Below are 25,694 nucleotides of genomic sequence, written 5' to 3'. Positions count from 1 at the left end.
CCTCCTATCCACTAATCTTCTCGATCAACCCAACAACCTCTTCCTCATCCCCCGCATCAACCGACACCTTCTCCGTACCATCCACGATTTTCTTCGTATACTCTTCCATCGACTCCTCGATTTGCTCACTGCTCGGCCAGTGAGATGGAACATCGTACACATTGATCGTGCCGTCGCCGTTGCCGCTATAAGTGACGGTTCCGTCTGCCGACGCTTTGCCTGTTAACACGATGACGTCTTCTGGATAGGCGACGCTCTTGTCATCATAAGGATTCAGCTGCTCTCCGGCTGAAATGTGTTGCACGTTCAGTTCTTCTACGTCCCCTTTCCCAATCATCTGCAGCCAAACGCGGGCATATTCGATTTTTTCTGAAGGGTAGGTAGCAAGTGGATCCTTCGTAGTGTCCGATTCTTCTTGCACTTGTTCTTGTCCAGTTACTTCTCCCAAATCCACCGAATCGATTTCTTCATCCGTTACTGCCGCTGCGTCTTCGCTTTCCTTTTCCGGCTGTGCCTCTTCCACAACCTGCGGCTTGCCACCGCTGCAGGCCATCAACAGGAATCCTGTGGCGAGGATCATAATCATCAGCATTCGTTTCTTCAATTTTCTTCCCCCAATACTCTCTCTATAAATCCTGCTTTCCCATCCGAATACGCTTCCCGGTCGTCAGGGAATTGGTTCGCCAGACTTTTTTTCAACTCTGCGTATTCTTCCCTCATAGCAGGGTTGGCGTTCAACCGCTCCCTGAATAGCCGCTGCTGTTCCCACCGCGCTTCCCCTTCCAACATGAGATGCAGATGAGCGACACGCTTATCATGTTCAACCTTTATAAAAAACCTTCTCCACGGACGGTCATCAAGCTCCACCGGCACATAATGCCAATCATCCTCCGCAAGCTTTCCCGCAACTTCTTCCACTTCATGAAAGGATGGAATCTTCGCCATCACATCAATGATCGGTTTCGCCGGAAGGTCGTGGATCGACGTGCTCCCCACATGCTCGACTTCTTTGACACCATAGGGACTCAAACGCTTCATGAGTTCCTTCACTTCCGCTCTTCCTGCCTCAATCCAGTCCGGATTCGGAGGTACGACCTCTATCGATTCCACAGCCCATTTTGGCCAATCACTATTTCCCATCACCCGTCATTCCCTTCTCCAATTCAATCTCATCCCTGATTGGTATCCCGTCATTCCCGATCATCGGAATCTCAGGCTTGATCCGTCTTGCTTTCTCCACGGCATCCCGATGGATCGTCGATATCCTGTAGCCCCTCTTTTGGTAAAATTTCAGTGCCGGCAGATTGTCATTCGTCGTAATCAGCGTGATGCGTCTACACCCGTTTTCGGCAGCCACCCTTTCCACTTCTTTCATAAGCGAGGTGCCGATCCCCTTCTTTTCTTCCAAACTATCAAGTGAAATAATCTCGCATTCAGCGCCTTTCAACACATATGTAATCAAACCTGTGATTCGGTTATCTTTATTCAAAACGGCAAAGCCGTCTAAAGCTGCACAATTATAAACCCCGCTTGAAATCACCATCTTAGGACTTCCCCAATGCTGGTGAAAAAAATCGGTGACCTTCTCTTGCGGTAATTCTTCCAGTGAAACGATGTTCATCTGTTCTCTCCCCTTTTTGGGAAGCAAGGGGACGGTTCCCATGCTTCCATTTCGAGAAACCATTTGCGGTGGTAAGGCTTTGGAGCTCACTCACAAAAAAAACAGAAATCCCTTATGGAACTCCTGTCATCCTGAATCAAATTAAGTTCCCTGCCTTAAAAAGAAAGACTCTGAAAAAGCGAAATCGTCAAAACCAATGTAAGCAAGGAACCTGCCGCCGTAGAAAGGATGATGATTCGGTTATTCTGTTTTCGTTCAGGCTTTTGAAACTCTTGAATGGCGACAAGCCAGATCAACGTTGTAAGTAAGGCCATGATTCCAGTGGACATGGGCATATCTCCTTTTCAATCACTATACTCGAAGATACCATAGATTTAATTGTAAAAAAAGGAAAAAATAAGAATTCAGCGAACAAAAAAAGACCCATGGAATTCACTCCACAAGCCGTTATGCCATTGGATGTTCCACGATGAACGTGATCCATCCTTCCTTATATTCTGCACGGATACACCCCCCGTGCAATTCCATGATCCTCTGGGAAATCGAAAGCCCCAGTCCAGTACCCCTGTGATTTCTTCTCGCCCTGTCCCCTGTATAAAACCGTTCAAACCACGCTTCAAGATCTGTCTCTGGAGGAGCGTTTGTCCGGTTTGAAATCTTCAGGACAGCCATTTCATTCTCCACCTTCAAAGAAATGTATATATCTGAAGGTTTCAGGCTGTATTTCAGGGCATTCATCAACAGATTCTCATACACGCGCACCATTTTCTCCACATCCACCCTGACAGGTATTTCGTGATGAGGGATGGACTTTACGATCGTCAGCTGTTCGTTTTCAAACATGGGGACGGATTCTCCTATCACCTGTTCCAGTAATCCGGCAAGCTCCACTTCATGAACATCCAACGACACGTCCGGGCTTGATAAGTGGGTATATTCAAAGAGTTCATTGATGAGGGATTCAAGACGCTTGGATTTGCCGTACGACGTCTCAAGATAGTCCGGAAGCTGCCCCTCCGTATAGTTCCCCTTTCTCAATAAATCCAAATATCCGATGATGGACGTGAGTGGCGAACGCAAATCGTGAGAAACATTCGCGATCAGTTCATTCTTCGACAGTTCCAGCTGCCGTTCATACTCAAACTTGCTTTCAAGCTCTGTTGACAGATAATTGATATTCTGTGCAAGCTTGCTTAATTCGTCCTGCCCTTGAATATCAATGGTGAGTCCAAGCTCACCGTTCGCCATCTCGTGGACAGAATCTGTAATCTGTTTCAAGTACATCATTCGTTTTCGTACAAGTAGCAAGAATGCCGCCACAAATACGACAATGACAAAAAGAAGGGCAAGATTGTAACCTGCCACGCTGAATTCCGTTAAGTAATTTTGTTCATAAAAATGGAGCAGACCCATGGATATGAGGACCAGTACCCCATAAGCAAGCAGAAAACTGATCCCCACTGCCGCAAGTAACTTGACGAATAACGAATTCTTCAACCGGACACCCGTTTTCCTCATATTTTATAGCCAACTCCCCATACGGTTTGGATATACACCGGCCGTTTCGGATCTTCCTCAATCTTATCCCGGATATTGGTGATGTGGACCATGACCGTGTTATCCGATTTGAGGAACACTTCTTTCCAGACGGCCTCATAGATTTGGCCGACGCTCAGCACCTGGCCCCGGTTCCTTGCAAGGAGCTCGAGGATCGCAAATTCCTTTGGGGTGAGCCTGACCTCTTTTCCCCCGACGGATACTTGACGGTTCCCCGTGTCAATCGTCAGATTCCCGATCTCCAGCGTGCTTTGATTCTGTTCCGTACCGGCATTATACCTTCTATAGCGTCTGAGCTGGGACTTCACCCGTGCCGTTAGTTCAAGGGGATTGAACGGTTTTGTTAAATAATCATCTGCCCCGGATGCGAGACCCTGGATCTTATCCATATCCTGTGATTTCGCCGACAGCATGATGATCGGCATTTGACGCTCTTCCCTGATCTTCATGCAGGCATCGATGCCACTCATATTCGGCATCATCACATCGAGGATGATCAGGTCCACTTCCTTTGAAGAAAGCAGCTTCAAGGCCTCCATCGCATCTTCTGCCTGCACGGTGTCGATTCCTTCATTTTCTAAATAGACAGAGATCAGATTCCGGATATCCGGATCATCGTCCACGATTAAGATTTTTGTCCCCATCTTTATCCCCTCACTTTTCATTACGACAGCATAACACATAAGCAGGTGGAACATTGCGGTACTCACGCGTGACGTCAATATCATCGAAATACTGATCAAACAGCGCCTTTTTCAGTAGGCTGTATTGAAACGTGATGAACGCTCCGTCTGCTTTCAACGAATTTCTTGTTTTATTTAAGATAGCATTTGAAACAGGCTTCGGCAAACTGGCAAAAGGCAATCCCGAGATGACATAGTCGATGGATGTGAGCCCATAGACTTTTAAGTAGTGCTCTATGTTCTCTGCCGTATCGTTCAGGATGACGAGATTCGGTTCCTTTTCATACTTTTCTTGTAACAGTTCATAAAATGCTTGATTACTTTCGAACACGAGGATGATGGTTTCCGACTTCCGGTACTTCAGGATCTTTTCCGTAAACACACCCGTACCCGCCCCGTATTCCACGATACATCGGGCTGTTTGAAATTGGACGGATTCCACCATCTTTTCAGCCAGATAGTCAGAACTCGGCAGCACAGCCCCTGTCTTCCTTGGAAATAACACATATTGTAGAAAAAACGCAGTCGATTTCACGTTCCATTCACTCCTTATCATGATGCTCTATAAGAAGAATAGTCGTGAAATCTTAAGAATCAGGAGTGGAATTTCTTAAGATTTCTTAAGAAATCACAAGGAATTTTATGGTAAAATGAATTCAAATCTAATTTAAGGAGCTATAACCATGCGGACAAAACGGCTATTCGCACTGACTCTCTTTCTCATACTCTTCCTTTCTGCCTGTTCTGGAAAGGATAAAAATCTGGTAGATGGAGATAAACATGTGACCCCATCAATCAATGACGCTATTTCTGACTATATCGTCCAACATTCCGCTGAAGCCTATGCCGGCACAGAAAAGCAGTTTGAAGTCCATAAAGTCTATGGTACGAACGAAAAGGATGGGGTACTGAGCGTCTACATGTGGTCGTATTACGCGGGATTCAACCAAGCGACGGAAACTGAAGCTCAGTCCGGGCATTCCCTTCCTGCAGTCATCCGCTTAAAACAAGATGGCGACACCTATTCGGTCACCGACTACACAGTACCGCAAGACGGCAGTATGTACCAGTCTTCCTTGGAAAAAATGTTCCCGGCGAAGTACGTCAAATCCTCACAGAGGGACAGTGGGGATATCGGGGGACTACAAAAAGAAATGGACAAAAAAGTGAAAGCATGGCTGGAGAAGCCGGATTCCTAAGGGAGAAATAGCATGGAATTGACTATAAGAAGACGAACACAGGAAGATATCAACGAATTCATCACGTGGACGTATGACGGAATCTATTCGTTTTACGATAATAATAGCCAAATAGAAAAAATCCAAGGATTGAAAGAGAGCGTTCATTTGGAACGAGCCTTTTCCGTCGTGGACGAGAAAGAAAACCTTGTAGGAAATTGTGAGTTTTATGATGTGGAAGAAGACGGTGAAACCATCCTGGTCCTTGGGGTACAGATGAATCCTTCCATGACAGGAAAGGGACATGGTCAGGCATTCGTGCAAGCGATCATCGAACAGGGACGTGAACGCCTGAAGTTTTCCCATTTGGAATTGGCCGTAGCGGATTTTAATGAACGGGCGATCCGGACGTATGAAAAAGAAGGGTTCCGGAAACGGGGATCATTCGAAAATGAAATACGGGGCGAAAACTATCCATTTACTATTATGGCGAAGGATTTTTGAAAAAATAAAGGTCAGCCTTAAAGGTCTGACCCCCATCTCCATCACGTCACAGTGGAATCGATAAAATCCTGATCGATCCGATAAAAATGCTCTTTCAGGTTCTCTCTTCCACCCCATTTTCCGTACCAATCCTGCACCCGCTTCACATGTGCCTCGTCGCCCCTCACAAGGGCTTCAATCCTCTCATACTCTTCAAAACTGTCATATTCCCATATCGCAAACACTTCCACTTCCCCATCGCTCTCTTCCTTCATCCATCTCCCCACCAACCTGGATCCGTATTTCAATTGGGTCGGTAACAGCGTTCGATTAAAATGCAAATTAAAATCATCGATAATCCGCAGTGACACACGGTACATCTTTCTTCGGTAAATCATAATGATTCCTCCTTTCCTTTAATGAGGGACGGACCTTCCACACCTCGTTTTGAATGAAACGATTTAGAGGTCCGTCCCTCTTACTTCCCTCCACTCACACCCAATACCTTCGCTTTCACCCAGCTTCCGCCAAATAGTCCCGTGTAAACGAGAACGGTCCCGAGCATGACGATGAAACCGATATAAACGCTCATCATCGTCGGCATCAGGAAGGCACCGATGATGATTGTGGATCGTGCGACAAGGTCCGCTCCGCTGAAGGACAGGTTGGAGAAAGCGGAATACGATCCGCGCTTGTCGCTCGGGATCATGTTCGCCTGCTCTGCGTTTCGGATTGGCGAGTAGATCAGCTCTCCCATGGTCGCGATCAGATTGAAGGCGATCAGGACGTACCACGTGTTGGCGGATGTGACGGTCACATAGCCGATGCCATATAGGAGCAGCCCGATCAAGAGAGCGTTCTTTTTATTCAAGCGATCTGTATAACGATTGATGATGAACGTCAGGCAGACAACGAGCAGCATGTTCTCGATGTTCAGGATACTGAGCATCCTTACCCCGACAATTTCGAAACTTCCGATATTCACCGCCTTGAAGGTTTCTGCCAGGCGAATCCCGATATAACTGTTCAGGGAAAATTCCGCTGCGAAGATGAAGGTGGACCCTGCCACCACTTTCACGAAAGCGGAATCCCTGAAGGCAATCCGGTAATTGTTGACGAGATCGACGAACACATTTTCATGTTTTTTCTGAAGCTGATCTTTAAAATGGTCCTGAAGCCAGATCCCATACGCAATGGGGATCGTCGTCGATGTAAAGGTCAGCATCATGAATAATTCTGTTTGATGATTCAAATACAAGAGTCCCCCAAGGGCGGCCCCGATCGCCATACTCAAATTGACCAGCCAGTAATCCAGCGCGTAGACAGCTTTCCGGTTCTCCGGCGTGGTCGAATCGATGATGATGGCATGCATCGCCGGACGGCCGAGGCTGCTTGTGATGATGAATCCGATATACGCACCTGCGAACAGCAGGATCAGGTTCTTTTCTGGAAAAAGACTGACCGTCATGATGAAAAAGAACAGGGCATTCAGCCAAGATGTTGTGAGTAGAACCTTTTTCCGTGGAAAACGGTCCGAAATGTATCCCCCGACCAGATTGACACAGAATCCGATCACGACGGTCCCGATCAGAAAGATCCCTGCCCAGATTTTATTCAGTTCCTGTGCAAAGAACAGCGCCATGAACGGCATGACTGCGGATGAAACGGCACGATTGAAGAATGACGTGATCATCCGTACTTTAATGTTTTGAGGTAATTCCTTCCACTTCATGTTGTTCCCCCTCCTCTATTTACTGTATAGTAAACTAGACGGAACATTATAAAAATAGACACTTTTCAAATTGATGTCCCCTTTTAGGAGGAGAACCCGCATGGAAAACAAATTACTCACCCTATGGAGGTACTATCCCTCAGGCAGCATCCGCGTGGAGGAAATCTCTGAAACCCTGAAATTAAGCCATAAACAGACCTCCCGCTACTTGAAAAAATGGAATGAAGAAGGATGGATCGCTTTCACCCCGGGTCGCGGGCGTGGGAATGTATCGACCCTGAAATGGAAAAGAGATGTGGAGGAAGTGTTCGAAGAAGAAGTCGTGAAGCGGATGGAGCAGGAGCCGATTGACGAGAGCAGCAAGTATCTCATGTACGATTGGTCCACCGACAGCAAGATGAGGCTGATGAATCATTTCCACAGTAAGCTCGGATTTGTGAAGGAGCCCAAGGATAAGCTGATCGTCCCGAAGCGCTATCCCTTTTTCTCCATCCACCCGTTGGAAGCGGCCGACGTCATGAGTGCTCACCTCGTGGCAAACGTCTTCAACCGACTCGTTTCCATCACAGAAAAAGGGGACATCCTGCCGGAACTCGTACACAGCTGGGACGTTTCATCTAGTAAACTAAGACTTTATTTAAAAAAGGATGTCCGTTTCCATGATGGATCTATTCTGACCGCAAAGGATGTCGCCCATTGCCTCGACCGACTAAAGAACTGCCGGCATTACAGGGAACTATGGGAACCGATCGAAGAAATCGAGGTCAAAACCCCTCTCATCATCGACATCCATCACCCGAGGGGGTGCAGCTACATCCTCCCCATGCTCACCATGATGTGCGCGAGCATCTATAAAGAAAACAAGGGACGGACCTTGGGGACAGGCTGCTTCTCCCTTGAAGAGAATACCGATTCGAAGACCACCCTCACCGCTTTCAAGGAGCATTTCCAGGAAAGGCCTCTTCTCGATACGGTCGAATTCGTTCAGGTGCCTAAGGACTTCAGGGGAATCTATCACTCTCATATAGAAGAAAATCAGTCCCGTTCGGTCGAGTTTGAGAGTGATTCAGGATTCGGCATCGTCGTAATGAATGCACTTCCAGGACGAGATTCCCAGATTCAAAGGAAAGAAGTCCGGGATTATTTGCACTGGGTGATCGCGAAGAAACGCCACACCCTCCCTGACCTCGATCCACGCCTGACTCCAAACGGGAAAAGCATTCTCGTCGGGAAGGATCAAGGCATGACGATCCCAGAAGTCGACCGTCCCCACTTCACGGAACCACTCGTGATCCGCTCTGCCAATCATACGGCGAAAACGACCGAGTGGCTCGTGGAAATCTTTGAAAAAGAAGGGATTCCCGTTGAAGTTCGGTGGTTTTCATTTGCCGATACCCTGACACGGCAGCCGGAGACCTTCCATGTCGATCTGTTCATTCACGGGGAAATCTTTGAATCCAATCAGGATTTTTCGTTTTATCACTTTTTGAAAAACGGCTATTCCCCTCTTGACGGTCTTTTTGAAAAAGAAGGAATATGGAGGGAGCTTCTCGACGCATATCAACATACGCCCTTTGAGGACTGGACCGCTCTAAATATGAATCTGGAAAATAGCCTCATGAAGGAAGCGATCATGATCCCCCTTTATTATGAGAAGCGGTACATCCCTTTTTCCACCGACATTATGAACATCGAAACCAAGCATTTTGGGTATGTGGACTTTGCAAAATTGTGGGTTCGGCCGGAGGTTTAGGGGGAAGCAGGGGGACGGTTCTCCTGCTTCCTTTTCGGGGAGAATCGAGATGACTTATCGATCCGCCTTTTCATTACCAGTGGAATCCCTCCGAATCAGCCCCGTCCAAGAGACTCTTCTCAACCTACCTCCCATCTGTTATGCTATCAAAAACACAGACGATCAAAGGAGTCCCTTACAACCATGATTTCATTCTTCCTCACACTAAAGAGGCTGGTCAAAGCTTTATGGCAGGCTTTTAAACTAAAAAACTTCCAGGTTCTCTTTACCATGGTCCTGGTCATGTTATTCTCAGGCACCCTTTTCTATGTGAAGCAGGAAGGCCTGCCGGTAATTGACGCCCTTTATTTTTGCGTGGTCACGTTAAGCACAATCGGGCATCCTACCTTTGAGCCTCAAACGACTTTTGGCAAGATATTCACGATGATCTATATTTTTGGCGGGAACGGGGTCTTCATTGGGATGATCGGGTATGTGGCGTATGCGATGATCCAAAAACCGGAAAAACAAAAAAGGAATGCTGAGAGTGAATAGCATTCCTTTTTTATTTGGAAGCACGAGAACCGTCCCCTTGCTTACCTTTCAAACTCCAATGTCACCCCGTCCCCGTTCTCTTCGTCGGCTTTCATGATGTTGACGGTTTGGATGTAACCTTTCACTGCTTCATCCCCATGAACCATGGACGTATCGGGATCGGCTTCCTTCAACACCTGTAATCCGGGCAGTTCATCCAGATTTCCCGCTTGTTCGATTAATTGCTGCTTAATCTCTTCTTCTTGTCCCTCTGGCTCAAAGGTCAATTCAAATCGGTAACGTGTCGATAAATCCGGCCTGAAGTAGGATTTCTCCCTGATTGATCCGTCTTCTTCCACCGAAGTTCCGATCCCTACCGTATTGGCAGGCACTTCATTCAGAGTACCAGCCGTTTCCTCCTGAATTTCTTCAATCGACGCATTTCCCTTATACGGCTTTAACTTTATTTCTAGAATCGTGTCAGGCGGAAGATCCGTCTCCCCTGAGATCACCATATTCTCCCCATCCAACGTAAGCTTTGCATCAATATTAAACGCTGGTTCCTCAGGCTCCTCCTCCACGACGTCCTCCTGCTCCTGCACGTCCGCTTTTTGCCGATGTTCTTTTTGCACTTCTTTTTGTTCCGCGTTTTGAGCGAATGGATCAAAGACCACCCGGCAGGCAGTGAGAAACAAACAAGAGGCAGTGAGTAATACAAGTACAACTATTTTCCGACACATTTTCCTATCACCTTCGACAATATTTTCTGAATAGTGTTTACTATTACATACCTTTATTGTACCATTTATATAGTAAAAATTGTCATTTCCCCTAAAGTTAGTCAGGAGGATTCTATGAATAAAGCATTACGCACGCCTTTACAGTTTGTGATTGTGTTCGTTGGTTTGTTTCTACTCAGCGGCATCAGCGCCTTGTTGGATTATGATACAGAGCTTGTCATTAATGTGGGGGCATACGGCCTTAGGCTATGGGATACGATTCTAGAACTCGCTTCCCCTTCTTCCATTGTCGTCCTGTGGGGGGCTGGTAATAAAAAATACGGTATGTTCGAGATTTTTTCCAGCACCTATCCATATTCGTTCACCATTTTGTTCATCTCCTTTTTGGCCGCCATCATAATTTCGGTAGTAGCAAGTTACCTGATGATGCTCATGCCACGGAAGCTTTACCGCGCTTCGGAAAAGGTGGTCAACGTTCTCGACGGAATTCCGGATGTATTCCTCGTCGTATTATTCCAATTGTTTATCATCTGGCTATTTAAAAGAACGGATGTCCTCTTATTCGACATCTACACGACCGGGGAAGAAAAAATCTACACGCTGCCCGTCATTTGCCTCTCGTTCCTGCCCGTGGTGTTTTTAGTGAAACAATTCTTATTCCAGCTGAAGGAAGAAGAAGGTAAACCTTATGTAGAATTCTCCTATTCAAAAGGGTTCAAAAAGAGTTATACGATCTGGTTTCATGTATTCCGGAATGTGTGGATCCACTTCTTCCTGCATTTGAAGCCGATTTTCCTGCTCATGCTATCGAATCTTCTTGTCATTGAGATTTTATTCAATATCAAAGGCTTCATGACGGTCCTGCTGAGAACCGCCACCTCGTCATCGCCGGCCTTTTTCGTCGGGATGCTTCTGATCTTCGTCCCGTTCTATATTGTGTTTACAATCGGTTCATTACTATTGAAGAAATGGCTGAAAGGAGGAGAATACAATGTCTAAGACGGCCATGAAACGATTGGCATTTCCTGTGTTGATTATTGTCGGACTGCTTGTGGCAAGCTTCCTGGTTCCCGTTCTCAATCCCGATTATGACGAAATCACTCAATATTTATCGGATGAGAACAATAAGGTGATCGCCGCACCGCCTTTCACGCCTGAGGAAATGCCACTTCTCGGAAGTGATCGACTGGGCAGAAATTTCCTGCTCCTCCTGATTGCCGGTGCGAAATTCACGATCTTCGCAGCCCTGGTCATTGCGGCGCTCAGGATGATCTTTGGATTTGGTTTCGCCCTTCTTTACACGTTTCTGCCAGGTTCATTCACCCGCCCATTGAAAGGGTTGGGAGAGTCATTTCAATACCTTCCCCTTGCGATTGTCGTGTTTGGACTGCTGGCACCGATAGAGGGGGCCTTCCAGGGAGGGGCACTTCCATCCGGCCGCTACTTTTTCATCCAGCTTGCGGGGATTGCGGCCATCACAATCCCATCTCTCGGAATCTATCTGGGAGAGGAAATGAAGCTCTTTATGAAGCATGAATTCGTCGACGTGTCGAAGAGCATGGGGGCAAACCGTATTCATCTCATACGAAAACATCTCCTGCCACAATTTCTGCGTCATTCAATCGTGTTATTTTCCGAACAGGTATCACAAGCCCTATCCCTCCTCATTCAACTCGGCATCATCCTGATGGCCCTTGGCGGAATGAAGGTGGCGGAATTTGCAATAGGCTTTGAACCAAGCAACCCGGTCTATTTTTCCGAGACAAACGAATGGGCTGCCACCATCAGCATGAACATCCAGCAAGTATTCTCCACGCCCATGCTCGTGGTCGTTCCCTTAATCCTATTCTCCATCCTGATCCTAAGCATCAATTCCATCAGCGCCACCTTAAAGAAAGCACTGATCGACAGCGATCTACCAGTTAAAAAGAAGGTAAAAGAAGAGAAGAAATCAACCGAACGAGCCGTTCATTCCGAAGAATTGTTTACGTTAAAAGGGTGAAGCAGGGGTGAAGCATGGGGACGGTTCTCCTGCTTCCTTCCCGGCTCATATCTTTTTACATTCCGGTAAAGGAGACACTGAAAAATGGACTATCGAATTGAGCAATTGGATTTTGAACTCAGATTGGCAGGAAAAGGGGAACCCGTTAACACCAACCGAGCCTTTAACATCATCCCGACCCTCTGGAGCAAAGCGAAGAAAGACGGCTTCATGAAGGAACTAATCGATATGTCGTGGGAGAATCCGAAATGCTCCTTGGAAGGAATATTGGGGGTTTGCGGGAAGGAAGCGGCGATATTGGATGAAGAATTCACGTATTTCATGGGGGTACGGTATGACGGGGAGCCCCGTGAAGGAATGGAAACGCTCGTGATTCCCCAAAGTACTTGGGCCGTTTTTCCGAATGTGCGTGAAGCCTGGAAACGATTATATACTGAATGGGTGCCGGCATCAGGGTATGAACTGGCGAATGTACCTTGTATTGAATGTTATTATGGACCGGGACATAAACCCAGGCATGAGCTGTGGGTGCCGATCCTATCAAAGTAAGCACGGGGAAGCTCCCCGTGCTTACTTTTTTCTATTAAGAAGAAGCAACAGAACCGTCCCCATGCTTCCGTTCAATGATGTCCGAGATGAAGGAATAAATATTAGCCGGGTGCTCAGCGATTCGGTGAAGAAGATATAAGTACCATTCGCTTCCATATGTGACGTAGACTTTCGTCTGAATATGAGAGTCTTTTAGCGACGCCTGTAAGTCCGGACGCACTCCATCGAGCATTTCTACTTCTACAGTGGATCCATCGAGCAATCCTTTTTCTTTTAATTTCATTAAGATATTTTCATCATGCGTCGCAATGGACAGTGGGTGTTGATGTTGGACACATGTGGTGACAAATTCGATATATCGCTCATCAAGCTCGGCAGACCTCGGAATGTATAGCTCCTTTGGCTCCTGATAAGCCCCCTTGACCAATCGGATTCTGCCCGGATATTTCAGGAGGTCCTCCAGGTCACGATCGGAGCGTTTCAAATGCGCTTGTAACGTGATCCCTACATTGGGGTATTCAGTAGAGGCATTTTTGTAAATAGATAGAATTTGATCGGTCTTCGTGGATTCCTCCATACTGATCATCAGTTGAATACCGTGCTCCGCTGCCTCTTTGGCCAATACTTTCAGATGACACAGTGCCAGTTCCTCAGATACCATCATACCGATATGGGAAAGATCAAATGAAACCGTAGCCTTCAACTCGGCAGCCCCAAGATCGTTTATGATGTCCCTGAATTCATTTTTGGCGAGAATACACTCTTCTTCTTTTGAAGTATTCTCTCCCAAGTATTCCAATGATACCTCGTACCCCTCATTCGATAACGACATCACGCGTTCCAGCCCTTCTCTGCGTGTTTCCCCAGCCACAAACCGCTTGGCCCCTTTCATGAAAATCGGGTAAAGGTCTTCTGAGTGTTGAATATAGCTTTTGAGCCCCTGATCCCTGGCAATGGATTTAAGAGCGTTTGAGAAACGAATTTCTTCATTTACCTTCAATCGGTTCACGTCCTTCCTTTTTCTCTAAGGTGAAAATCTCCCTGTACTGTCCCGGTGTAAGCCCAATGAACTCCATAAAGAAACGGCTGAAATGACTTTGATCCACAAATCCCGTCTCCATGGCCGCGTCCAGCGGTTTCATATTCTGCTCCAACCGCTTTTTGGCCTCACTGACACGGATCGTCTGCAAATATCGGTACGGGGTGATGCCCTTAATCCGGGTAAAGGAGCGCAATAGTGAATATTTGTTCCGATTCGCCATCCTGGCCAAGTCGTCCAAGGTGACAGAATCTGCATAATGGACTTTCAGGTAATTGCACACATCCTCGATTTCCTGCTTCACCACTCTACATTCGGCTTCCTTTGTGACCGAGGCATATTCTTGAATAAGCTGATGAAATAGGAAATAGAACGTCTCTTCCTTTTCAAAATCGACAATCTCATCCATGATCATCTGATGAAGCTTCTTCAGTAAGGGAGCATGCTCACTGCGATAGGCAACAGGAGAAGTAAAGGAAGGAAGATCATCCTCCCCTGTCATCTCTTCCGTCACCTTTCGCATGATATCAGCATTAATATTCAAGCAGCGATAATCCAACGGTTGATCATCAATCGGTTCACAGGAGTGATTATCAAATGGATTGAAAAAAATCAGATCCCCCGGACCGATCTCATACTCTATATTCTTACAAGACATTCGTCTTTGACCACTTTCAATAAACCCAATCACATAATACTCATGGAAGTGGTTAGGAAATTTTTGCATGATGCCCTCAAAACGATACGATTCAATCTGTAAATCCCGATCGTACCGGACACTTCTCTCACCTTTTCCCACCATAACAACCTCCCTTTGTGTTTCTGAAGAACAGTGTAACACATCTCATGGGAGGCTTCTTGTATGATATTGACGGTAGCATGGGGACGGTTCTCTTGCTTCCTTTTGTAATAAAGAAATCCAAGAGAACCGTCCCCATGCTTCTTAGATGAAACGTGAATACCTCAACGACCGGTAGTCCTCCTCCCCTTCATTCCCATAACCAAGCTGCGCATTTTCATAAACAAACCCTCTCGCCTCATAAAAAGGAATCCCCTTCTCATTCCCTTCCTGCACAGACACCCACTGCTTACTGGCATGGAATTCTTCTTTCTGCTGCTGGGTGATGGCCTCTAACAAGAGGGTCCCGATCCTTTCATTCCGTCTTGATGGATCCAGGTATAAAACAAACAGCTCTCCTTCTGTGTCCCCTATCATCCCGCCTCCACCGGCGCCAAGGACTTCCCCGTTTTCGACTGCGACAAAATAGCCTCCCCAATTCCGGTCCGATGTGGTCACTTCCTTCAATATTCGTTCCTCGTTATAAAACTCTTCTATCACTCTTTCAATATAGTTCTTTGCATAAATCTCTTTGTACGTCGCCTAATAGCCATCCGAGCACACTTTCTTTATCCCTTTTATGTGAGTCTGGTTTGCTTTCTGAATATGTATCATGATTCACCCTCCAATTCACTTTGATAAAAGTTGAACGATTTTATCCGTTTGTTTTTGATTAATTTTGTAATAATGCTCCCTACGATCACTCGAGATCAACGTTTCATTCTTGTCGAAGCCTTCGTGAAGATATAAAATTTCTTCACTCTTTTGATCTACTAGCTTTAGTTTATATGTAGGCTCTATGGCTATCTTATATCGTGTATGCGTAATTTTATTCGACCGATTGAGGATTCCTGTGACCGTTGAAATGATCTCGGGATCCGTAACCGGCTTAACCTCATCAAACGATTCATCGTATGTCTGGATGGTCATACTCTTCACTCCAGTAAATCCGTTGTACAACATGGAATAGCTGATGAGCCCAAATAAGAGGACGAACAGGACTGTCAATATGATTTTTTTCAATTCTCACCCACTCCCTTCATCCAATTATTTCAAATTAATTCCTATATATCTACTTATTTCTCCATCTAGTGAAAACGTCACATACTGAATAGAGTTCCCATAAAATGGTGATTCTGAAGGAACAAAAACAATGATCTATTTTTCTAAATGACCCCTGATTTACAAAATATTCACTTGTTGGATGAGGTTTCCATCCCCTATCATTTTAAGTAGAAGGAAACACACCTTATGCTATTTCCTCTAAAGAACGCGTTGCACTATTTCACTATTAATATCCCATTCTCTTAGGGGAATGACATGCTCCAACCGGGACGGAGCACAGGGACGGAGCACGGGGACGGTTCTCGTGCTTCCTTTTGGACATTCAAACCCAGAAATGGAGGCCAACATATGGAAAAGAGATCAACTGTTTTTACAGCCACCCGCGGGGTCATGACGTCTGAAGTCGGGGTGATCAGTGGAGAACTTGAACTGGTGACAGATTGTGAGGAGAATGGTGCCCTTACGCTATCGATCACCTACGTGGGGGCTGAGGAGTGGTATTCATTGCCCGGTGAGGAATATCGCTTACATGATGTACGGAATCATGAGGTCGTGCATAAGATGCTTGCTGCCGTGTTGAAACGTCCGTAAAAACCAAGGGGACTGGTCCCCCGGCCTCTTTACAAAAAAAGAGCCAAGGTCCCCCTGGCTCACCCTCCTACTTCTTTTCCATCACCGCAAAGTAATTGTCTTCATGATCAGCAAAGTTAAATACCCTGCCGGCAGGCATATTGACGACTTCCCCAACTTTGATTTTTTTATTGGAAAGATCCGTATACAATTCATCAAACCGGTCGGTGAAAAACATTAAAGAAGGCGTACCCAGATTGACCCCAGCCGACATCTTAGCCACGAATTCCTTGTTGTGCAGAACGATGCTGGTTTCGGCGTCCTTCGGGGCCACTTCGATCCATCTCATTCCTTGACCGTTATCTTCCTCAGCCTTTACGATGAATCCCATTTTTTCTGTCCAAAATTGTACTGCTTCATCCTGATTATTAACGTATAACATGATTTGACCGACTTTCGTCATCATTGATCATTCCACTCCTTTAGAATAGGTTCCCTTGTATTTATTACTTATTTAGTAACTGAAGAGCTTCTTCCAGGCGATCCCACGTTTCTGTGATGCCTTGGATCATGCCCATGTCCATCACGGTCTTAAGGGCGTCTTCTGACGAATAAAGAGAACGGCTGATCAGCTTCGTCCTGCTTCCCATGTCGATGAATTCCATTGTCACTTCCGTTTCAGGCAGGTCTTCATTTGTGTTACCTTCCGCATCGGAGAACGCATCGACGTAGACTATTTTCTCCGGTTCGATGATTTCTTTATAGACCCCTTTCCCCCAAGATTCCATTCCATAGAATTGACCTTGGTTGGAATCCACACACTTCATACAGTAGTGCCAGACGCCGCCAGGACGGAAATCCACGCGGCATACAGGTAACTCCCAGCCTCTAGGTCCCCACCAGGCCTTAAGATGCTCAGGTTCTTTGAACATACTGAACACCAGGTCACGGGGTGCATCGAAGATCCTCTCCAGTACAAGTACCCGGTTATTCTCCACTTTGGAAAGCATTTGATTGCTGTTGGACATATCGTTCCCTCCTCAGGTTCTAAATGAGTTGAAAATACGTATGTAATGACATGATGGCTTCTCTGCAAAAAAAGCAGCTCTTTGTAGTATTCTTCAGAAAAACCTTAATTCCTTCTGGAGAAGCAAAGGAGAAGCAAAGGGACGGTTCTTGTGCTTCCTTTTCGGTAAAAAAAGAAGCAGCAGAACCGTCCCCAAGGATGCACCACCATCCCGCATTACCACATTCATTTTCCCAGTGAAAATGGAGCATAATATCCATAGGAGGTGAAATGATGAACAACAAAAAGAAAACACCCAAAGAATACAGCACATCCGAAAAGAAACAGGACCGACACAACGATAACGCCAAAGCGGCAGCCTCTCTACAATCCGAAGCCCCAAGGATTAGTACAGATAATCTTTGAGAGGAAGCAAAGGGACGGTTCTCGTGCTTCCTTTTCGGTAAAAAAAGAAGCAGCAGAACCGTCCCCATGCTTTTGTTTAAAATACCAATTCAATGCCCACTGATAATAATAAGATTAATAGACCATAACCGAAACTCGCTTCCAATACTGTATAGGTACATTCACGTTTATTCTCAACATATTTCCATTCCATGTAAGCTTTCAGGAATGAACCGCTGATGAGAATGAGCAGTATGAACGAGTAAGGATTCTGATACCAGTGCTCAAAATCAAAAATGACATCTATCAAGACACATGCGAACAAGGCGACCATCATGATTTTCCTGTGTAATGTATCCACTTTTTCATGGTGTTCATTGATGATATCATGGGAAAATATTTTCCGTTTTCCCACACCGAGCCAGCTGCTTATCCCCCGGTGGAATGTGTACATCAGCAAAAGGTAGATCATCAAGATGAGCATGATTTTTAAGAAGAAGAGTCCCATCCTCCTCCCCCTTTCCGAAAAAAGATTTTCAGGGATATGTCCACTGCAGAAAAGGAAGCAGCAGAACCGTCCCCATGCTTCTTAAAAAGAACCCAGCAACCCCAACTGCAACACAACCACTACGGCTGTCATCACCAGAAACCATTCTGTTACCGTTAAGATCGCCTGCTTTGGGACTTCACTATATCTATACTCAAAGAATGCTTTCACACCATAGTCCAGCATGGAGCTGAGAATCATTCCCATTATCAACAAATAATGAAAGGCCTCATTGTTAATCTGAACCAGTATGATAATAGGTAAGATGAGACCGGTCAAACGCCCCACCCATTTGTCCACTTTACGATGCAATTCATTAATATAATTGTTAGAAAAGAACTCCTTCTTTACTTTCTCGATCTTCAACGTTCTTCGCAAAATAAATTTAACAAACGAGATAAGGGCAAACACGACCAACGCAATCAAGACAAATTTCAACCAGAACATTCAGCACCCCCTATTCATCTATTTGACGATTTTCAAATCATGAAGGTTTCAAGGACCACCCTCTAAATTTGAATATATATCCATAATAAGTAAACCTTATCATACATAATAAAGGAATCGTCATTTACTTATTGAAATAGTAGGGATAGGATTGGATTAAGATTAAGTTCTACTAACATTAGGGGGAGATACGATGATCCTAGGTCTGCACCACGTCCAAATCACCATTCCAAAAGGCTCTGAAAAGGAAGGGAAAGACTTCTATTGCGGTCTTCTTGGCTTACCTGAAGTTGAAAAACCCGCCTCACTAAAAGGTCGAGGCGGGTTTTGGTTGAGAGTCGGAGACAGAGATGTTCACATCGGCACGGAAGATGGAGTCGACCGTTCCAAAACGAAAGCGCACTTAGCTTATCGGGTGGATGACATCTCCACTTGGAGAAATGTGCTAGAGAAACATAACATTCAAATCCTTGAAGGAATCCCGATACCCGGATTCGATCGTTTCGAGTTCAGGGATCCATTCGGGAATCGGGTGGAAATGATTCAAGCGGTTTAGAAGCACGGGGACGGTTCTCGTGCTTCTTTTTTACATCAGATGGAAGCAGCAGAACCGTCCCCATGCTTCCAGGCTTTTTTAAATCCGTCATAGCTGTTGATCACGGCTGCGACTAGGAGAGCAACGGATATGGTCAGGTAAAGCCACTGAAAGTTGAAGGAGCCGTTGAATAGTTCCTGGATTCGATCGATGAATCCAGGATTCAGCAACTCCGTATTCCTGAACATGAACATAAAGGCTAGAACGGGAATGAACTGATAGACTGCATTCACGATCGCAAGCTTCCTGGTCCAGACCCCCGCTTTCCATTTTTTAAAGAGCAGATGAAGTTCCAAGGCGATCAGGAATACGACCAACGGCCAATACCCAATGAGCACATCACCGTTGAAAAAAGGAGTGAATATTCTTCCGCTGTCCGTCTTTTCATACATACCGACGATACTTGAGGCTTTAAAGTAACAGCTGGACCAGATGATCGTCCAAACCAAGCCTCCGAAAATCTCAAACTTGGAAATTCGTTTTTCTTTCGGGATATATGGAATGTCTTTCAAGTCATCAGGCGTCCACTCTTTCCCTTTCATGGTGATGGGAGTCTGACTGTCTGTTGAAACGGTCCGCTCGATGACGGCAAATGTGAGGGTCACCCAAAAGAAGACCTGCATGGCTGTTCCGATGGCCTCGCCCAGCCCATTTCCTACAATCGACAAGAGCACCTCGATGGGATTTGATTCCCCTGAATAGCTCAAAACAGATGAAACGGCCAACACGATGAACGTGATCGCAACGGAAAGCGGGAGAATGATCTTTAATAGCGTTATATACAGATCATAATATCTCGGACCGATCAGATGCATCGGCCTGTCTTGATAATTCGAAGCCAATACGGCCGGATTTCCAAGTGAAGTCAGGACCTCTCTCACATCCTCTTCTGTGTAATCGTCCGGCAGCATGTCTTCAATCGTCGATTTCAATTCCAAGGCAATATCATCCCGGTTCTTCTCCGGAAGCCTCCTCATCACTTCTTGAATATAGAGTTCAACAAGCTTCATCCTTCCTCGTCCCCCTTTAATAAAATGGCCAATTCCCCAGACATCTTTTCCCATTCGGTCTGTAACTGTCCTAAGATCTCAATGCCGTATTCGCTCAACACATAATACCTCCTCGGCCTGCTTTCCGTCCGGTCCCAGCTGCTCGTGACCAGTTCCTGTTTCTCCAACCGGCGCAGCAGTGGATAGAGTGTACTCTGTTCCATCGAAATTCCGCTTTTCTCCAATAGTTGTACAAGTGAATATCCATACTGCGGTGTCCGCAATTGACTCAATACGGCCAGGGTCAAAGTCCCCCTCCGCAGCTCCGTCGTCAACGATGTCAGCAGTGTCTTATCCATACGTTCACCTCTCTGCTTGAAAAATACTGTTTGTCGTACACTATATAGTTTATACTATGTATCATACACTATGGACGTGCAGAAAAGAAAGACATTTTTTTCAAGAAGCATGGGGAAGCATGGGGACGGTTCTCGTGCTTCCTTTTCGGTTAGAAAAGAAGCAGCAGGTCCGTCCCTCACCAATTCCCACTATTTCCCGTCTCCCTTTTTGTTTTATTTCTATTCCAAATGGTTATTGAATAATAGGAAATAAAATTATAGAAATGAGGTAGTAAAAAATGAGAGAAAATCATGATCAAGCTAGCGGAAAGCAAAAGCAGGTTAAAGGTGATTTGAAGAAAGGCTTAGGTAAACTGACAAACGACGATTCTACGATTGCGGAAGGCGAACGCGACAAGGATAAAGGAAAGATGCAAGAAAAAGTCGGAGATGTGAAGGAATCGATTAAGAAGAGTTGGTAACTGAAATTAGGAAGCACGGGGACGGTTCTCGTGCTTCCTTTCCTGTCAAACGGAAGCAGCAGAACCGTCCCCATGCTTCCTCAACCCAGCCTTCACTTCATCACTCGCAAAGGCAGCTTCGACACTGTTCATGTAAATCGCCCGATAGTCCTCTTCATTCATGGCAAATTCAGCCCAGACGAGTTCACATTCCTTCGTCATTGTGGTATCCGATACCGTTCTGTTGTCGGTATTGATGGTGATCTTGATGCCGTCCCGGTGAAAATCATAAAGTGGGTGATCGCGGAACTCCGCCACAGCTTTTGTTTGAACATTACTTGTCGGGCAAACTTCAAGTACGATCCCCTTCTCTTTTACAACCTGATATGCATCAGGGCAGTTTGTAATATAAACGCCGTGCCCGATTCGTTCGGCCCCGAGCCATTCAACCGCCTCGAGCACATTTTTCCCGATTCCCGTTTCACCGGCGTGGATGGTGACTCTGTAGCCACATTCTCTGGCGAGGGCAATCGGTTCAATGAATTTCCCGCAGAATCCTTCCTCTTCAGACGCACATAAATCAACCGCGACGACTCCTTTTCCGATGAAGCCCTTACCCTTTTCAACGACCTCAAAGGCACTTTCCGGAGACATCGTCCTCATACAGCACAGAATGATATTTCCTTTTATATCAAATTGCTCTTCCGCCTCTTTCATTCCTTCGATGACACTTCCGATAATCTCTTCGACCGATAACCCGTTACGTGTATGAAGTAACGGGGCGAACCGGACCTCCATATATTTCACGTTTTCCCCCGCTGCATCTTCATAGAGTTCAAATGTGATTCTCTTTAAGTTTTCTTTCGACTGCATCACGTCATTGGGGATCGAGAACTTCTCCAAGTATTCATCCAATGATTCGCAATCTAACGGGGCAATGAGTTCCCCTCTCATCTCTTCCCTATCAAATGAAGGGATATGGATCCCGTCCTTCCTTGCTAATTCAATAATCGTCTCGGTTCTGACACTCCCATCCAGATGGCAGTGTAGTTCAATTTTAGGCATTTTTGAATAATTCATGGTGGACCTCCTCAATTTTTCTATAAAAAAATCCTGATTACGAAGAAAATACACCGAACGGTACCTTCTTCGTAATCAGGATTTTCTGGTTCCTGGTAGAGACCTCCAAACCATATTATTGGAGTTATACGAATGTAAAAATCATATTTGGTTTTTTATAACGATAATAAAATTCGGGGAGAAAGTCAAGGGAAGCATGGGGACGGTTCTTATGCTTTCTTATCAGCCTTATTGGAAGCAGGAGAACCGTCCCTGTGCTCTTGCCTTAAATAAAGTCACTCAATAATAACCAATAACAAGGGTTCAGTGGAAGATTTGGCGGTACCGGGATAACGGTTGTATTGTATCCGACGATAAAGCTTGCCGGATCCGTCGCAGATGCCCATCCCGCCGTGAACGATTCATTGACGATGGTATTATTCGTGCTGAAAATGTCTGTCGTTCCAATATAGCTCGTATCAATGCCGGATAGCCCTTTTCCGGCCGTATTTTGAACCGTATTTCCATAAAAAGCGATAAATTTAAAGATATTAAAATTGGCCACATTAAATAAGACAGGCACATTTCCTTCGTTAATCGTCGTATTATCGATGATATACAATCCAAAATTGGACCCTGTGAATTCTTCCATCAGAACAAGATGCCGCAGTGTAAATGGAGACGTCAATTGTGTATTATTCCTTACAACCAGGTCTCCCTTCAGCGTACCTGAACTGGCAGCTACATTCGTGATGATGATGAAGCTGCATCTGACTGGCCCGGAGTCCGAGACAAACGTGTTGGTATCAATGATACTCTGCCCTGAAGTAGACGAAATACTGATATACCGATAGTTATTGTTAGCCGCCGCCCCAGGCGCATAATTAAAGTCGCAATTGGTGATCTGGAATTCGGTGGCAATCAGTGATACACCGAATTCGCATACCGTGATTTCACAATTATCCACATAAATTCCTGTCGCTGATAGATTCCCCACCCGAATGACCGATTCAGTGGATATGATGGATGGGAAATTCTGTTCGATGGTCATGTTCTGGATCACCACATTGGATACCGTGACATTGAACATGAACGTGACAGTATTATTCGACGTAATGACTGTCGTCGCACCTTTACCTTGTCCTTCTATTGTAACCGACTTGTTCACATTCAAGCTGGCATTAATGACAAAGGTTTCGGCATCGAGTAATAATCGATCCCCGTTTCCTGCCGCAGTCAAAGCAGCCTGAATCGTCGTAAAGGTCCGAGTGGATCCTACAAGCAGGGTATTTCCTGTTGGAGAGGGGACCGTCCTTGTGGTCGGAGGAACAGGTTGTTGTTCCTTGTAATAAAGATTCCCCGTGGAAAGATCAATATAAAGATCCCCATCATTTCCTATATCGCAGGTCGGCGAGCCCACCCCTGTTAGAACGGGTGTCCCGGATGGTCCCTGTGGGCCTTCTGGTCCTTGGGGTCCCTCTGGCCCCTGTGGTCCTTCCGGGCCTTGAGGTCCCTCTGGTCCCTGTGGGCCTTCCGGGCCTTGAGGTCCCTCTGGTCCCGGTGGCCCTGGTGGCCCTGGTGGTCCTGGTGGTCCTGGTGGTCCTGGTGGTCCCGGTGGTCCCGGCGGCGGAGGATAAAAGTCGCATCCCTCAGGTGGAAGTATGCTCCTAAGACCGCTCTGAATTCGTTTGTTATTTAACACTTCATCACCCCTAAAAACAATCTTTCCTGTTATAGTATGTTGTATTTTCAGGAATGCTTGGACGAATGGACAAGTGGTAAGGAGCATAGGAACGGTTCTCATGCTTCCTTTTGGTCAGAATGGAAGCAGCAGAACCGTCCCTATGCTTCCGTGGCAAATCAGCCACATTTCTTCACGAATCTCTTTGCTATTCCTACAAACAACCCAACTTCCGTACCTGGTCCCTTCCCCATCCCAAACGTTCCCACTCCAACCTTCAGCATCCATTATGTTAAAATATAGTTGGAAACTACAGTAAAAGGAGAGGCGTTACGTACATGATCGATCAAGGCAGACAAACATATACCAAAGCAATCTGTGATAAAGTATTGAGTCAAAAGCAAGAGCTGATTGTTCAAAAGGATAATTTACGGTCAAGCGAGTACCGCAATATAGAATCCAAGCTTCATAGTTGGCGTGAGGATATCATCGACATTTATGCGAAATCGATTGAGAGTGACCTGGATACGGCATTCGAACAATTGAAGGAGTGGGGGGCGGAAGCTGTCGATACACTCGTTAACTTCAATCTTCCTTTGGAGGTAGCCCTGGATGAAGTGAGAGATTACCGGAATTTGATCGGGCAAATCATAAAAGAGGAAGCCTCAAAATTTGATATATCATTTGATCAATTCTATGATCTGATCTCAGATTTTGATGCTGTGGTGGACAGGGCCGTACATTGGCTGACCATGTCGTATACAAGAAGATTTTATTCGCGCATAAATGCGGCAGAAGCGACAGCACTCGAATTATCCATCCCCGTGATCAAAATCACGAAGCAAGTAGGAGTTCTCCCATTGATCGGAGACATTGACACCGAAAGAGCTCAGGAACTGATGGATAAAGCACTCTCAAAAGGGAACGATTTATCCCTGGAATACATGGTGATTGACCTATCCGGCGTTCCGATCATCGATACGATGGTAGCAGACCGTATCTTCAAGGTAGTAGATGCCCTCTCCCTGATCGGAATCAGAACCATCCTATCCGGAATCAGACCCGAGATCGCCCAGACCATGACCCACCTTGGAATCGACTCATCCAACATCGCCGTATCCTCCAGCCTTCATATCGCATTGGAGAGATTTTTAAAAGAATAGAGAAGCATAGGGACGGTTCTCATGCTTCCATATTGGCAACTTAAACAAGCCACGGGACCTATCCCCGTGGCTTGTTTGGCATGTTTTTAACTGGTAGGATTCTGCAAAATCATATCGATGTGGGGAATCCCATCATCCAGATAGGTTTCCGTTATCGCCTTGAATCCAAATGACCCATAGAACTCCCGCAAATATTCCTGTGCCTGAATCTTCACCGGCTGGTCCCCCCACTCATCATGAATGAAGGCCAATCCTCTTTTCACCAGCTCGCTTGCGAACCCTTTCCGACGATAGGCTTCCTTCACGAGGACCCTCCCGATGGACGGTTCTTTGTAGGAAACACCCTCAGGTAGGAGCCGTGCATAGGCAACCACCTTCCCGTTTTCTTCCTTATAAAGATGATGGGCGTGCAGATCTTTCCCATCGACTTCCAGGTAGGGACATTCCTGTTCCACGACAAACACCTGGGTCCTTACTTGTAAAATATCGTATAGCTCTAGGGTTGATAGTTCATTGAAGCTCTTTACCTTCCAGCTCATGATATGGGGTCACCTCTATTATTATTTAAAAAGCTACAGGGACAGATACCCTGGCCTGTTTCTCCATTACTCTGAGATTATTATAGCAGTTTTTCAAAGGATATGGGGTCCCTCTACTGTGGCTCTTCTGTATACCTCCAC

The 25,694-nt window shown here is 45.9% G+C and carries 34 protein-coding genes, 1 pseudogene and 1 riboswitch; of the genes and pseudogenes, 12 read left to right on the top strand and 23 right to left on the bottom strand.

Annotated elements, in window-relative coordinates:
* Positions 1-4: 4 nt before the first annotated feature.
* From P8596_RS04945 to P8596_RS04915, 7 genes are all read right to left on the bottom strand, one after another.
* On the bottom strand, positions 5-604 hold the full coding sequence (locus P8596_RS04945) for a YdeJ family lipoprotein (protein WP_279726231.1): 600 nt from the start codon (positions 602-604) through the stop codon (positions 5-7).
* On the bottom strand, positions 601-1,140 hold the full coding sequence (locus tag P8596_RS04940) for a GrpB family protein (RefSeq protein WP_224521150.1): 540 nt from the start codon (positions 1,138-1,140) through the stop codon (positions 601-603). The genes P8596_RS04945 and P8596_RS04940 overlap by 4 nt, the downstream gene beginning before the upstream one ends.
* Positions 1,130-1,621: a GNAT family N-acetyltransferase gene (locus P8596_RS04935; RefSeq protein WP_279726229.1), complete on the bottom strand. Its 492-nt coding sequence runs from the start codon at positions 1,619-1,621 to the stop codon at positions 1,130-1,132. The genes P8596_RS04940 and P8596_RS04935 overlap by 11 nt, the downstream gene beginning before the upstream one ends.
* Before the next feature lie 155 nt (positions 1,622-1,776).
* Positions 1,777-1,950: a hypothetical protein gene (locus P8596_RS04930; protein ID WP_229596970.1), complete on the bottom strand. Its 174-nt coding sequence runs from the start codon at positions 1,948-1,950 to the stop codon at positions 1,777-1,779.
* Positions 1,951-2,068: 118 nt separating this feature from the next.
* Positions 2,069-3,139: a sensor histidine kinase gene (locus P8596_RS04925; RefSeq protein ID WP_279726228.1), complete on the bottom strand. Its 1,071-nt coding sequence runs from the start codon at positions 3,137-3,139 to the stop codon at positions 2,069-2,071.
* Positions 3,136-3,822: a response regulator transcription factor gene (locus tag P8596_RS04920; protein WP_279726227.1), complete on the bottom strand. Its 687-nt coding sequence runs from the start codon at positions 3,820-3,822 to the stop codon at positions 3,136-3,138. The genes P8596_RS04925 and P8596_RS04920 overlap by 4 nt, the downstream gene beginning before the upstream one ends.
* A 10-nt stretch (positions 3,823-3,832) precedes the next feature.
* Entirely contained in the window at positions 3,833-4,396 is a 564-nt protein-coding gene (locus P8596_RS04915; protein WP_279726225.1) for a class I SAM-dependent methyltransferase, read from the bottom strand.
* A 148-nt stretch (positions 4,397-4,544) separates the two neighbouring features.
* Here P8596_RS04915 and P8596_RS04910 point away from each other — a divergent pair, with 148 nt between their 5' ends.
* Positions 4,545-5,060, top strand: coding sequence for a hypothetical protein (locus P8596_RS04910; RefSeq protein ID WP_254653205.1), 516 nt, complete (start codon positions 4,545-4,547; stop codon positions 5,058-5,060).
* A gap of 12 nt (positions 5,061-5,072) precedes the next feature.
* Positions 5,073-5,543, top strand: coding sequence for a GNAT family N-acetyltransferase (locus P8596_RS04905; protein ID WP_279726224.1), 471 nt, complete (start codon positions 5,073-5,075; stop codon positions 5,541-5,543).
* Positions 5,544-5,584: 41 nt separating this feature from the next.
* Here the strand turns inward: P8596_RS04905 and P8596_RS04900 are convergent, their stop codons facing one another.
* Entirely contained in the window at positions 5,585-5,920 is a 336-nt protein-coding gene (locus P8596_RS04900) for an NIPSNAP family protein (RefSeq protein WP_279726223.1), read from the bottom strand.
* 80 nt (positions 5,921-6,000) lie between these two features.
* On the bottom strand, positions 6,001-7,254 hold the full coding sequence (locus tag P8596_RS04895; protein ID WP_279726222.1) for an MDR family MFS transporter: 1,254 nt from the start codon (positions 7,252-7,254) through the stop codon (positions 6,001-6,003).
* A 100-nt stretch (positions 7,255-7,354) separates the two neighbouring features.
* Here P8596_RS04895 and P8596_RS04890 point away from each other — a divergent pair, with 100 nt between their 5' ends.
* Entirely contained in the window at positions 7,355-9,007 is a 1,653-nt protein-coding gene (locus tag P8596_RS04890) for an ABC transporter substrate-binding protein (RefSeq protein WP_279726220.1), read from the top strand.
* A gap of 183 nt (positions 9,008-9,190) precedes the next feature.
* Complete coding sequence (locus P8596_RS04885; protein WP_279726218.1) at positions 9,191-9,541, top strand: potassium channel family protein; 351 nt, start codon at positions 9,191-9,193, stop codon at positions 9,539-9,541.
* A gap of 41 nt (positions 9,542-9,582) precedes the next feature.
* Here the strand turns inward: P8596_RS04885 and P8596_RS04880 are convergent, their stop codons facing one another.
* Entirely contained in the window at positions 9,583-10,260 is a 678-nt protein-coding gene (locus tag P8596_RS04880; RefSeq protein ID WP_279726217.1) for a hypothetical protein, read from the bottom strand.
* Between the two features lie 114 nt (positions 10,261-10,374).
* On the opposite strand from P8596_RS04880, the gene P8596_RS04875 reads away from it, so the two are divergent.
* The 3 genes and pseudogenes from P8596_RS04875 to P8596_RS04865 all read left to right on the top strand — a co-directional run.
* The gene (locus tag P8596_RS04875; protein ID WP_224520985.1) at positions 10,375-11,259 is read left to right on the top strand and encodes an ABC transporter permease subunit; all 885 of its coding nucleotides are present in this window, start codon (positions 10,375-10,377) and stop codon (positions 11,257-11,259) included.
* Positions 11,252-12,262, top strand: a complete 1,011-nt coding sequence (locus P8596_RS04870; protein ID WP_279726216.1) for a hypothetical protein — start codon at positions 11,252-11,254, stop codon at positions 12,260-12,262. Before P8596_RS04875 ends, P8596_RS04870 begins: the two co-directional genes overlap by 8 nt.
* 58 nt (positions 12,263-12,320) lie before the next feature.
* Positions 12,321-12,811 (top strand): annotated as a pseudogene (locus P8596_RS04865) (GyrI-like domain-containing protein); the annotation flags it as partial.
* Positions 12,812-12,845: 34 nt separating this feature from the next.
* Here the strand turns inward: P8596_RS04865 and P8596_RS04860 are convergent.
* From P8596_RS04860 to P8596_RS04845, 4 genes are all read right to left on the bottom strand, one after another.
* The gene (locus tag P8596_RS04860) at positions 12,846-13,811 is read right to left on the bottom strand and encodes a proline dehydrogenase family protein (RefSeq protein WP_279726214.1); all 966 of its coding nucleotides are present in this window, start codon (positions 13,809-13,811) and stop codon (positions 12,846-12,848) included.
* On the bottom strand, positions 13,798-14,652 hold the full coding sequence (locus tag P8596_RS04855) for an AraC family ligand binding domain-containing protein (protein WP_279726213.1): 855 nt from the start codon (positions 14,650-14,652) through the stop codon (positions 13,798-13,800). The genes P8596_RS04860 and P8596_RS04855 overlap by 14 nt, the downstream gene beginning before the upstream one ends.
* Before the next feature lie 141 nt (positions 14,653-14,793).
* The gene (locus P8596_RS04850) at positions 14,794-15,147 is read right to left on the bottom strand and encodes a GNAT family N-acetyltransferase (RefSeq protein WP_481900335.1); all 354 of its coding nucleotides are present in this window, start codon (positions 15,145-15,147) and stop codon (positions 14,794-14,796) included.
* 171 nt (positions 15,148-15,318) lie between these two features.
* Positions 15,319-15,711, bottom strand: a complete 393-nt coding sequence (locus P8596_RS04845) for a hypothetical protein (RefSeq protein ID WP_279726211.1) — start codon at positions 15,709-15,711, stop codon at positions 15,319-15,321.
* Between the two features lie 390 nt (positions 15,712-16,101).
* On the opposite strand from P8596_RS04845, the gene P8596_RS04840 reads away from it, so the two are divergent.
* Positions 16,102-16,344 (top strand): hypothetical protein, encoded by a 243-nt coding sequence (locus P8596_RS04840; RefSeq protein ID WP_279726209.1) that lies wholly within the window; start codon positions 16,102-16,104, stop codon positions 16,342-16,344.
* A gap of 67 nt (positions 16,345-16,411) precedes the next feature.
* On the opposite strand, the gene P8596_RS04835 is transcribed toward P8596_RS04840, so the two are convergent.
* On the bottom strand, positions 16,412-16,789 hold the full coding sequence (locus tag P8596_RS04835; protein WP_224520991.1) for a VOC family protein: 378 nt from the start codon (positions 16,787-16,789) through the stop codon (positions 16,412-16,414).
* A gap of 40 nt (positions 16,790-16,829) precedes the next feature.
* Positions 16,830-17,351 carry an SRPBCC domain-containing protein gene (locus tag P8596_RS04830; RefSeq protein ID WP_279726208.1) on the bottom strand — a complete coding sequence of 174 codons (522 nt, stop codon included), beginning with the start codon at positions 17,349-17,351 and terminating at the stop codon, positions 16,830-16,832.
* Between the two features lie 269 nt (positions 17,352-17,620).
* Between P8596_RS04830 and P8596_RS04825 the strand changes: the two genes are divergently transcribed.
* Positions 17,621-17,755 carry a hypothetical protein gene (locus P8596_RS04825; RefSeq protein WP_263497602.1) on the top strand — a complete coding sequence of 45 codons (135 nt, stop codon included), beginning with the start codon at positions 17,621-17,623 and terminating at the stop codon, positions 17,753-17,755.
* Between the two features lie 76 nt (positions 17,756-17,831).
* On the opposite strand, the gene P8596_RS04820 is transcribed toward P8596_RS04825, so the two are convergent.
* The gene (locus P8596_RS04820; RefSeq protein ID WP_279726206.1) at positions 17,832-18,242 is read right to left on the bottom strand and encodes a DUF4181 domain-containing protein; all 411 of its coding nucleotides are present in this window, start codon (positions 18,240-18,242) and stop codon (positions 17,832-17,834) included.
* Positions 18,243-18,323: 81 nt separating this feature from the next.
* Positions 18,324-18,728, bottom strand: coding sequence for a DUF4181 domain-containing protein (locus P8596_RS04815; protein ID WP_279726205.1), 405 nt, complete (start codon positions 18,726-18,728; stop codon positions 18,324-18,326).
* A gap of 193 nt (positions 18,729-18,921) precedes the next feature.
* Here P8596_RS04815 and P8596_RS04810 point away from each other — a divergent pair, with 193 nt between their 5' ends.
* The gene (locus P8596_RS04810; RefSeq protein WP_279726203.1) at positions 18,922-19,284 is read left to right on the top strand and encodes a VOC family protein; all 363 of its coding nucleotides are present in this window, start codon (positions 18,922-18,924) and stop codon (positions 19,282-19,284) included.
* Positions 19,285-19,319: 35 nt separating this feature from the next.
* Here P8596_RS04810 and P8596_RS04805 read toward each other — a convergent pair whose 3' ends face one another.
* Positions 19,320-20,333, bottom strand: a complete 1,014-nt coding sequence (locus tag P8596_RS04805; protein WP_279726202.1) for an HAAS signaling domain-containing protein — start codon at positions 20,331-20,333, stop codon at positions 19,320-19,322.
* Positions 20,330-20,671, bottom strand: coding sequence for a PadR family transcriptional regulator (locus tag P8596_RS04800; RefSeq protein ID WP_279726200.1), 342 nt, complete (start codon positions 20,669-20,671; stop codon positions 20,330-20,332). Before P8596_RS04800 ends, P8596_RS04805 begins: the two co-directional genes overlap by 4 nt.
* Before the next feature lie 278 nt (positions 20,672-20,949).
* On the opposite strand from P8596_RS04800, the gene P8596_RS04795 reads away from it, so the two are divergent.
* Positions 20,950-21,132, top strand: coding sequence for a CsbD family protein (locus P8596_RS04795; RefSeq protein ID WP_279726198.1), 183 nt, complete (start codon positions 20,950-20,952; stop codon positions 21,130-21,132).
* A gap of 45 nt (positions 21,133-21,177) precedes the next feature.
* Here the strand turns inward: P8596_RS04795 and add are convergent, their stop codons facing one another.
* Both add and P8596_RS04785 read right to left on the bottom strand, forming a co-directional pair.
* Entirely contained in the window at positions 21,178-22,191 is a 1,014-nt protein-coding gene (add, locus tag P8596_RS04790) for an adenosine deaminase (RefSeq protein WP_279726197.1), read from the bottom strand.
* A 52-nt stretch (positions 22,192-22,243) separates the two neighbouring features.
* Positions 22,244-22,343: riboswitch (purine riboswitch) on the bottom strand.
* Positions 22,344-22,456: 113 nt separating this feature from the next.
* Complete coding sequence (locus tag P8596_RS04785) at positions 22,457-23,872, bottom strand: right-handed parallel beta-helix repeat-containing protein (protein ID WP_279726196.1); 1,416 nt, start codon at positions 23,870-23,872, stop codon at positions 22,457-22,459.
* A 317-nt stretch (positions 23,873-24,189) separates the two neighbouring features.
* Here P8596_RS04785 and P8596_RS04780 point away from each other — a divergent pair, with 317 nt between their 5' ends.
* On the top strand, positions 24,190-25,014 hold the full coding sequence (locus tag P8596_RS04780; RefSeq protein WP_279726194.1) for an STAS domain-containing protein: 825 nt from the start codon (positions 24,190-24,192) through the stop codon (positions 25,012-25,014).
* Between the two features lie 86 nt (positions 25,015-25,100).
* Here P8596_RS04780 and P8596_RS04775 read toward each other — a convergent pair whose 3' ends face one another.
* Positions 25,101-25,553 (bottom strand): GNAT family N-acetyltransferase, encoded by a 453-nt coding sequence (locus P8596_RS04775; RefSeq protein ID WP_279726192.1) that lies wholly within the window; start codon positions 25,551-25,553, stop codon positions 25,101-25,103.
* Positions 25,554-25,694: the final 141 nt, after the last annotated feature.

This window comes from Rossellomorea sp. DA94 (assembly GCF_029834455.1).
Taxonomy (GTDB): Bacteria; Bacillota; Bacilli; order Bacillales; family Bacillaceae_B; genus Rossellomorea; species Rossellomorea vietnamensis.
This window is presented reverse-complemented; position numbering and strand designations above follow the sequence as displayed.

Excerpts from the sequence above, each read along its gene's own strand:
- P8596_RS04940 (WP_224521150.1), bottom strand. The coding sequence starts at position 1,140 with ATGGGAAATAGTGATTGGCCAAAATGGGCTGTGGAATCGATAGAGGTC.
- P8596_RS04935 (WP_279726229.1), bottom strand. The coding sequence starts at position 1,621 with ATGAACATCGTTTCACTGGAAGAATTACCGCAAGAGAAGGTCACCGAT.
- P8596_RS04930 (WP_229596970.1), bottom strand. The coding sequence starts at position 1,950 with ATGTCCACTGGAATCATGGCCTTACTTACAACGTTGATCTGGCTTGTC.
- P8596_RS04925 (WP_279726228.1), bottom strand. The coding sequence starts at position 3,139 with ATGAGGAAAACGGGTGTCCGGTTGAAGAATTCGTTATTCGTCAAGTTA.
- P8596_RS04920 (WP_279726227.1), bottom strand. The coding sequence starts at position 3,822 with ATGGGGACAAAAATCTTAATCGTGGACGATGATCCGGATATCCGGAAT.
- P8596_RS04910 (WP_254653205.1), top strand. The coding sequence starts at position 4,545 with ATGCGGACAAAACGGCTATTCGCACTGACTCTCTTTCTCATACTCTTC.
- P8596_RS04905 (WP_279726224.1), top strand. The coding sequence starts at position 5,073 with ATGGAATTGACTATAAGAAGACGAACACAGGAAGATATCAACGAATTC.
- P8596_RS04900 (WP_279726223.1), bottom strand. The coding sequence starts at position 5,920 with ATGATTTACCGAAGAAAGATGTACCGTGTGTCACTGCGGATTATCGAT.
- P8596_RS04895 (WP_279726222.1), bottom strand. The coding sequence starts at position 7,254 with ATGAAGTGGAAGGAATTACCTCAAAACATTAAAGTACGGATGATCACG.
- P8596_RS04890 (WP_279726220.1), top strand. The coding sequence starts at position 7,355 with ATGGAAAACAAATTACTCACCCTATGGAGGTACTATCCCTCAGGCAGC.
- P8596_RS04885 (WP_279726218.1), top strand. The coding sequence starts at position 9,191 with ATGATTTCATTCTTCCTCACACTAAAGAGGCTGGTCAAAGCTTTATGG.
- P8596_RS04880 (WP_279726217.1), bottom strand. The coding sequence starts at position 10,260 with ATGTGTCGGAAAATAGTTGTACTTGTATTACTCACTGCCTCTTGTTTG.
- P8596_RS04875 (WP_224520985.1), top strand. The coding sequence starts at position 10,375 with ATGAATAAAGCATTACGCACGCCTTTACAGTTTGTGATTGTGTTCGTT.
- P8596_RS04870 (WP_279726216.1), top strand. The coding sequence starts at position 11,252 with ATGTCTAAGACGGCCATGAAACGATTGGCATTTCCTGTGTTGATTATT.
- P8596_RS04855 (WP_279726213.1), bottom strand. The coding sequence starts at position 14,652 with ATGGTGGGAAAAGGTGAGAGAAGTGTCCGGTACGATCGGGATTTACAG.
- P8596_RS04840 (WP_279726209.1), top strand. The coding sequence starts at position 16,102 with ATGGAAAAGAGATCAACTGTTTTTACAGCCACCCGCGGGGTCATGACG.
- P8596_RS04835 (WP_224520991.1), bottom strand. The coding sequence starts at position 16,789 with ATGATGACGAAAGTCGGTCAAATCATGTTATACGTTAATAATCAGGAT.
- P8596_RS04830 (WP_279726208.1), bottom strand. The coding sequence starts at position 17,351 with ATGTCCAACAGCAATCAAATGCTTTCCAAAGTGGAGAATAACCGGGTA.
- P8596_RS04825 (WP_263497602.1), top strand. The coding sequence starts at position 17,621 with ATGATGAACAACAAAAAGAAAACACCCAAAGAATACAGCACATCCGAA.
- P8596_RS04820 (WP_279726206.1), bottom strand. The coding sequence starts at position 18,242 with ATGGGACTCTTCTTCTTAAAAATCATGCTCATCTTGATGATCTACCTT.
- P8596_RS04815 (WP_279726205.1), bottom strand. The coding sequence starts at position 18,728 with ATGTTCTGGTTGAAATTTGTCTTGATTGCGTTGGTCGTGTTTGCCCTT.
- P8596_RS04810 (WP_279726203.1), top strand. The coding sequence starts at position 18,922 with ATGATCCTAGGTCTGCACCACGTCCAAATCACCATTCCAAAAGGCTCT.
- P8596_RS04805 (WP_279726202.1), bottom strand. The coding sequence starts at position 20,333 with ATGAAGCTTGTTGAACTCTATATTCAAGAAGTGATGAGGAGGCTTCCG.
- P8596_RS04800 (WP_279726200.1), bottom strand. The coding sequence starts at position 20,671 with ATGGATAAGACACTGCTGACATCGTTGACGACGGAGCTGCGGAGGGGG.
- P8596_RS04795 (WP_279726198.1), top strand. The coding sequence starts at position 20,950 with ATGAGAGAAAATCATGATCAAGCTAGCGGAAAGCAAAAGCAGGTTAAA.
- add (WP_279726197.1), bottom strand. The coding sequence starts at position 22,191 with ATGAATTATTCAAAAATGCCTAAAATTGAACTACACTGCCATCTGGAT.
- P8596_RS04780 (WP_279726194.1), top strand. The coding sequence starts at position 24,190 with ATGATCGATCAAGGCAGACAAACATATACCAAAGCAATCTGTGATAAA.
- P8596_RS04775 (WP_279726192.1), bottom strand. The coding sequence starts at position 25,553 with ATGAGCTGGAAGGTAAAGAGCTTCAATGAACTATCAACCCTAGAGCTA.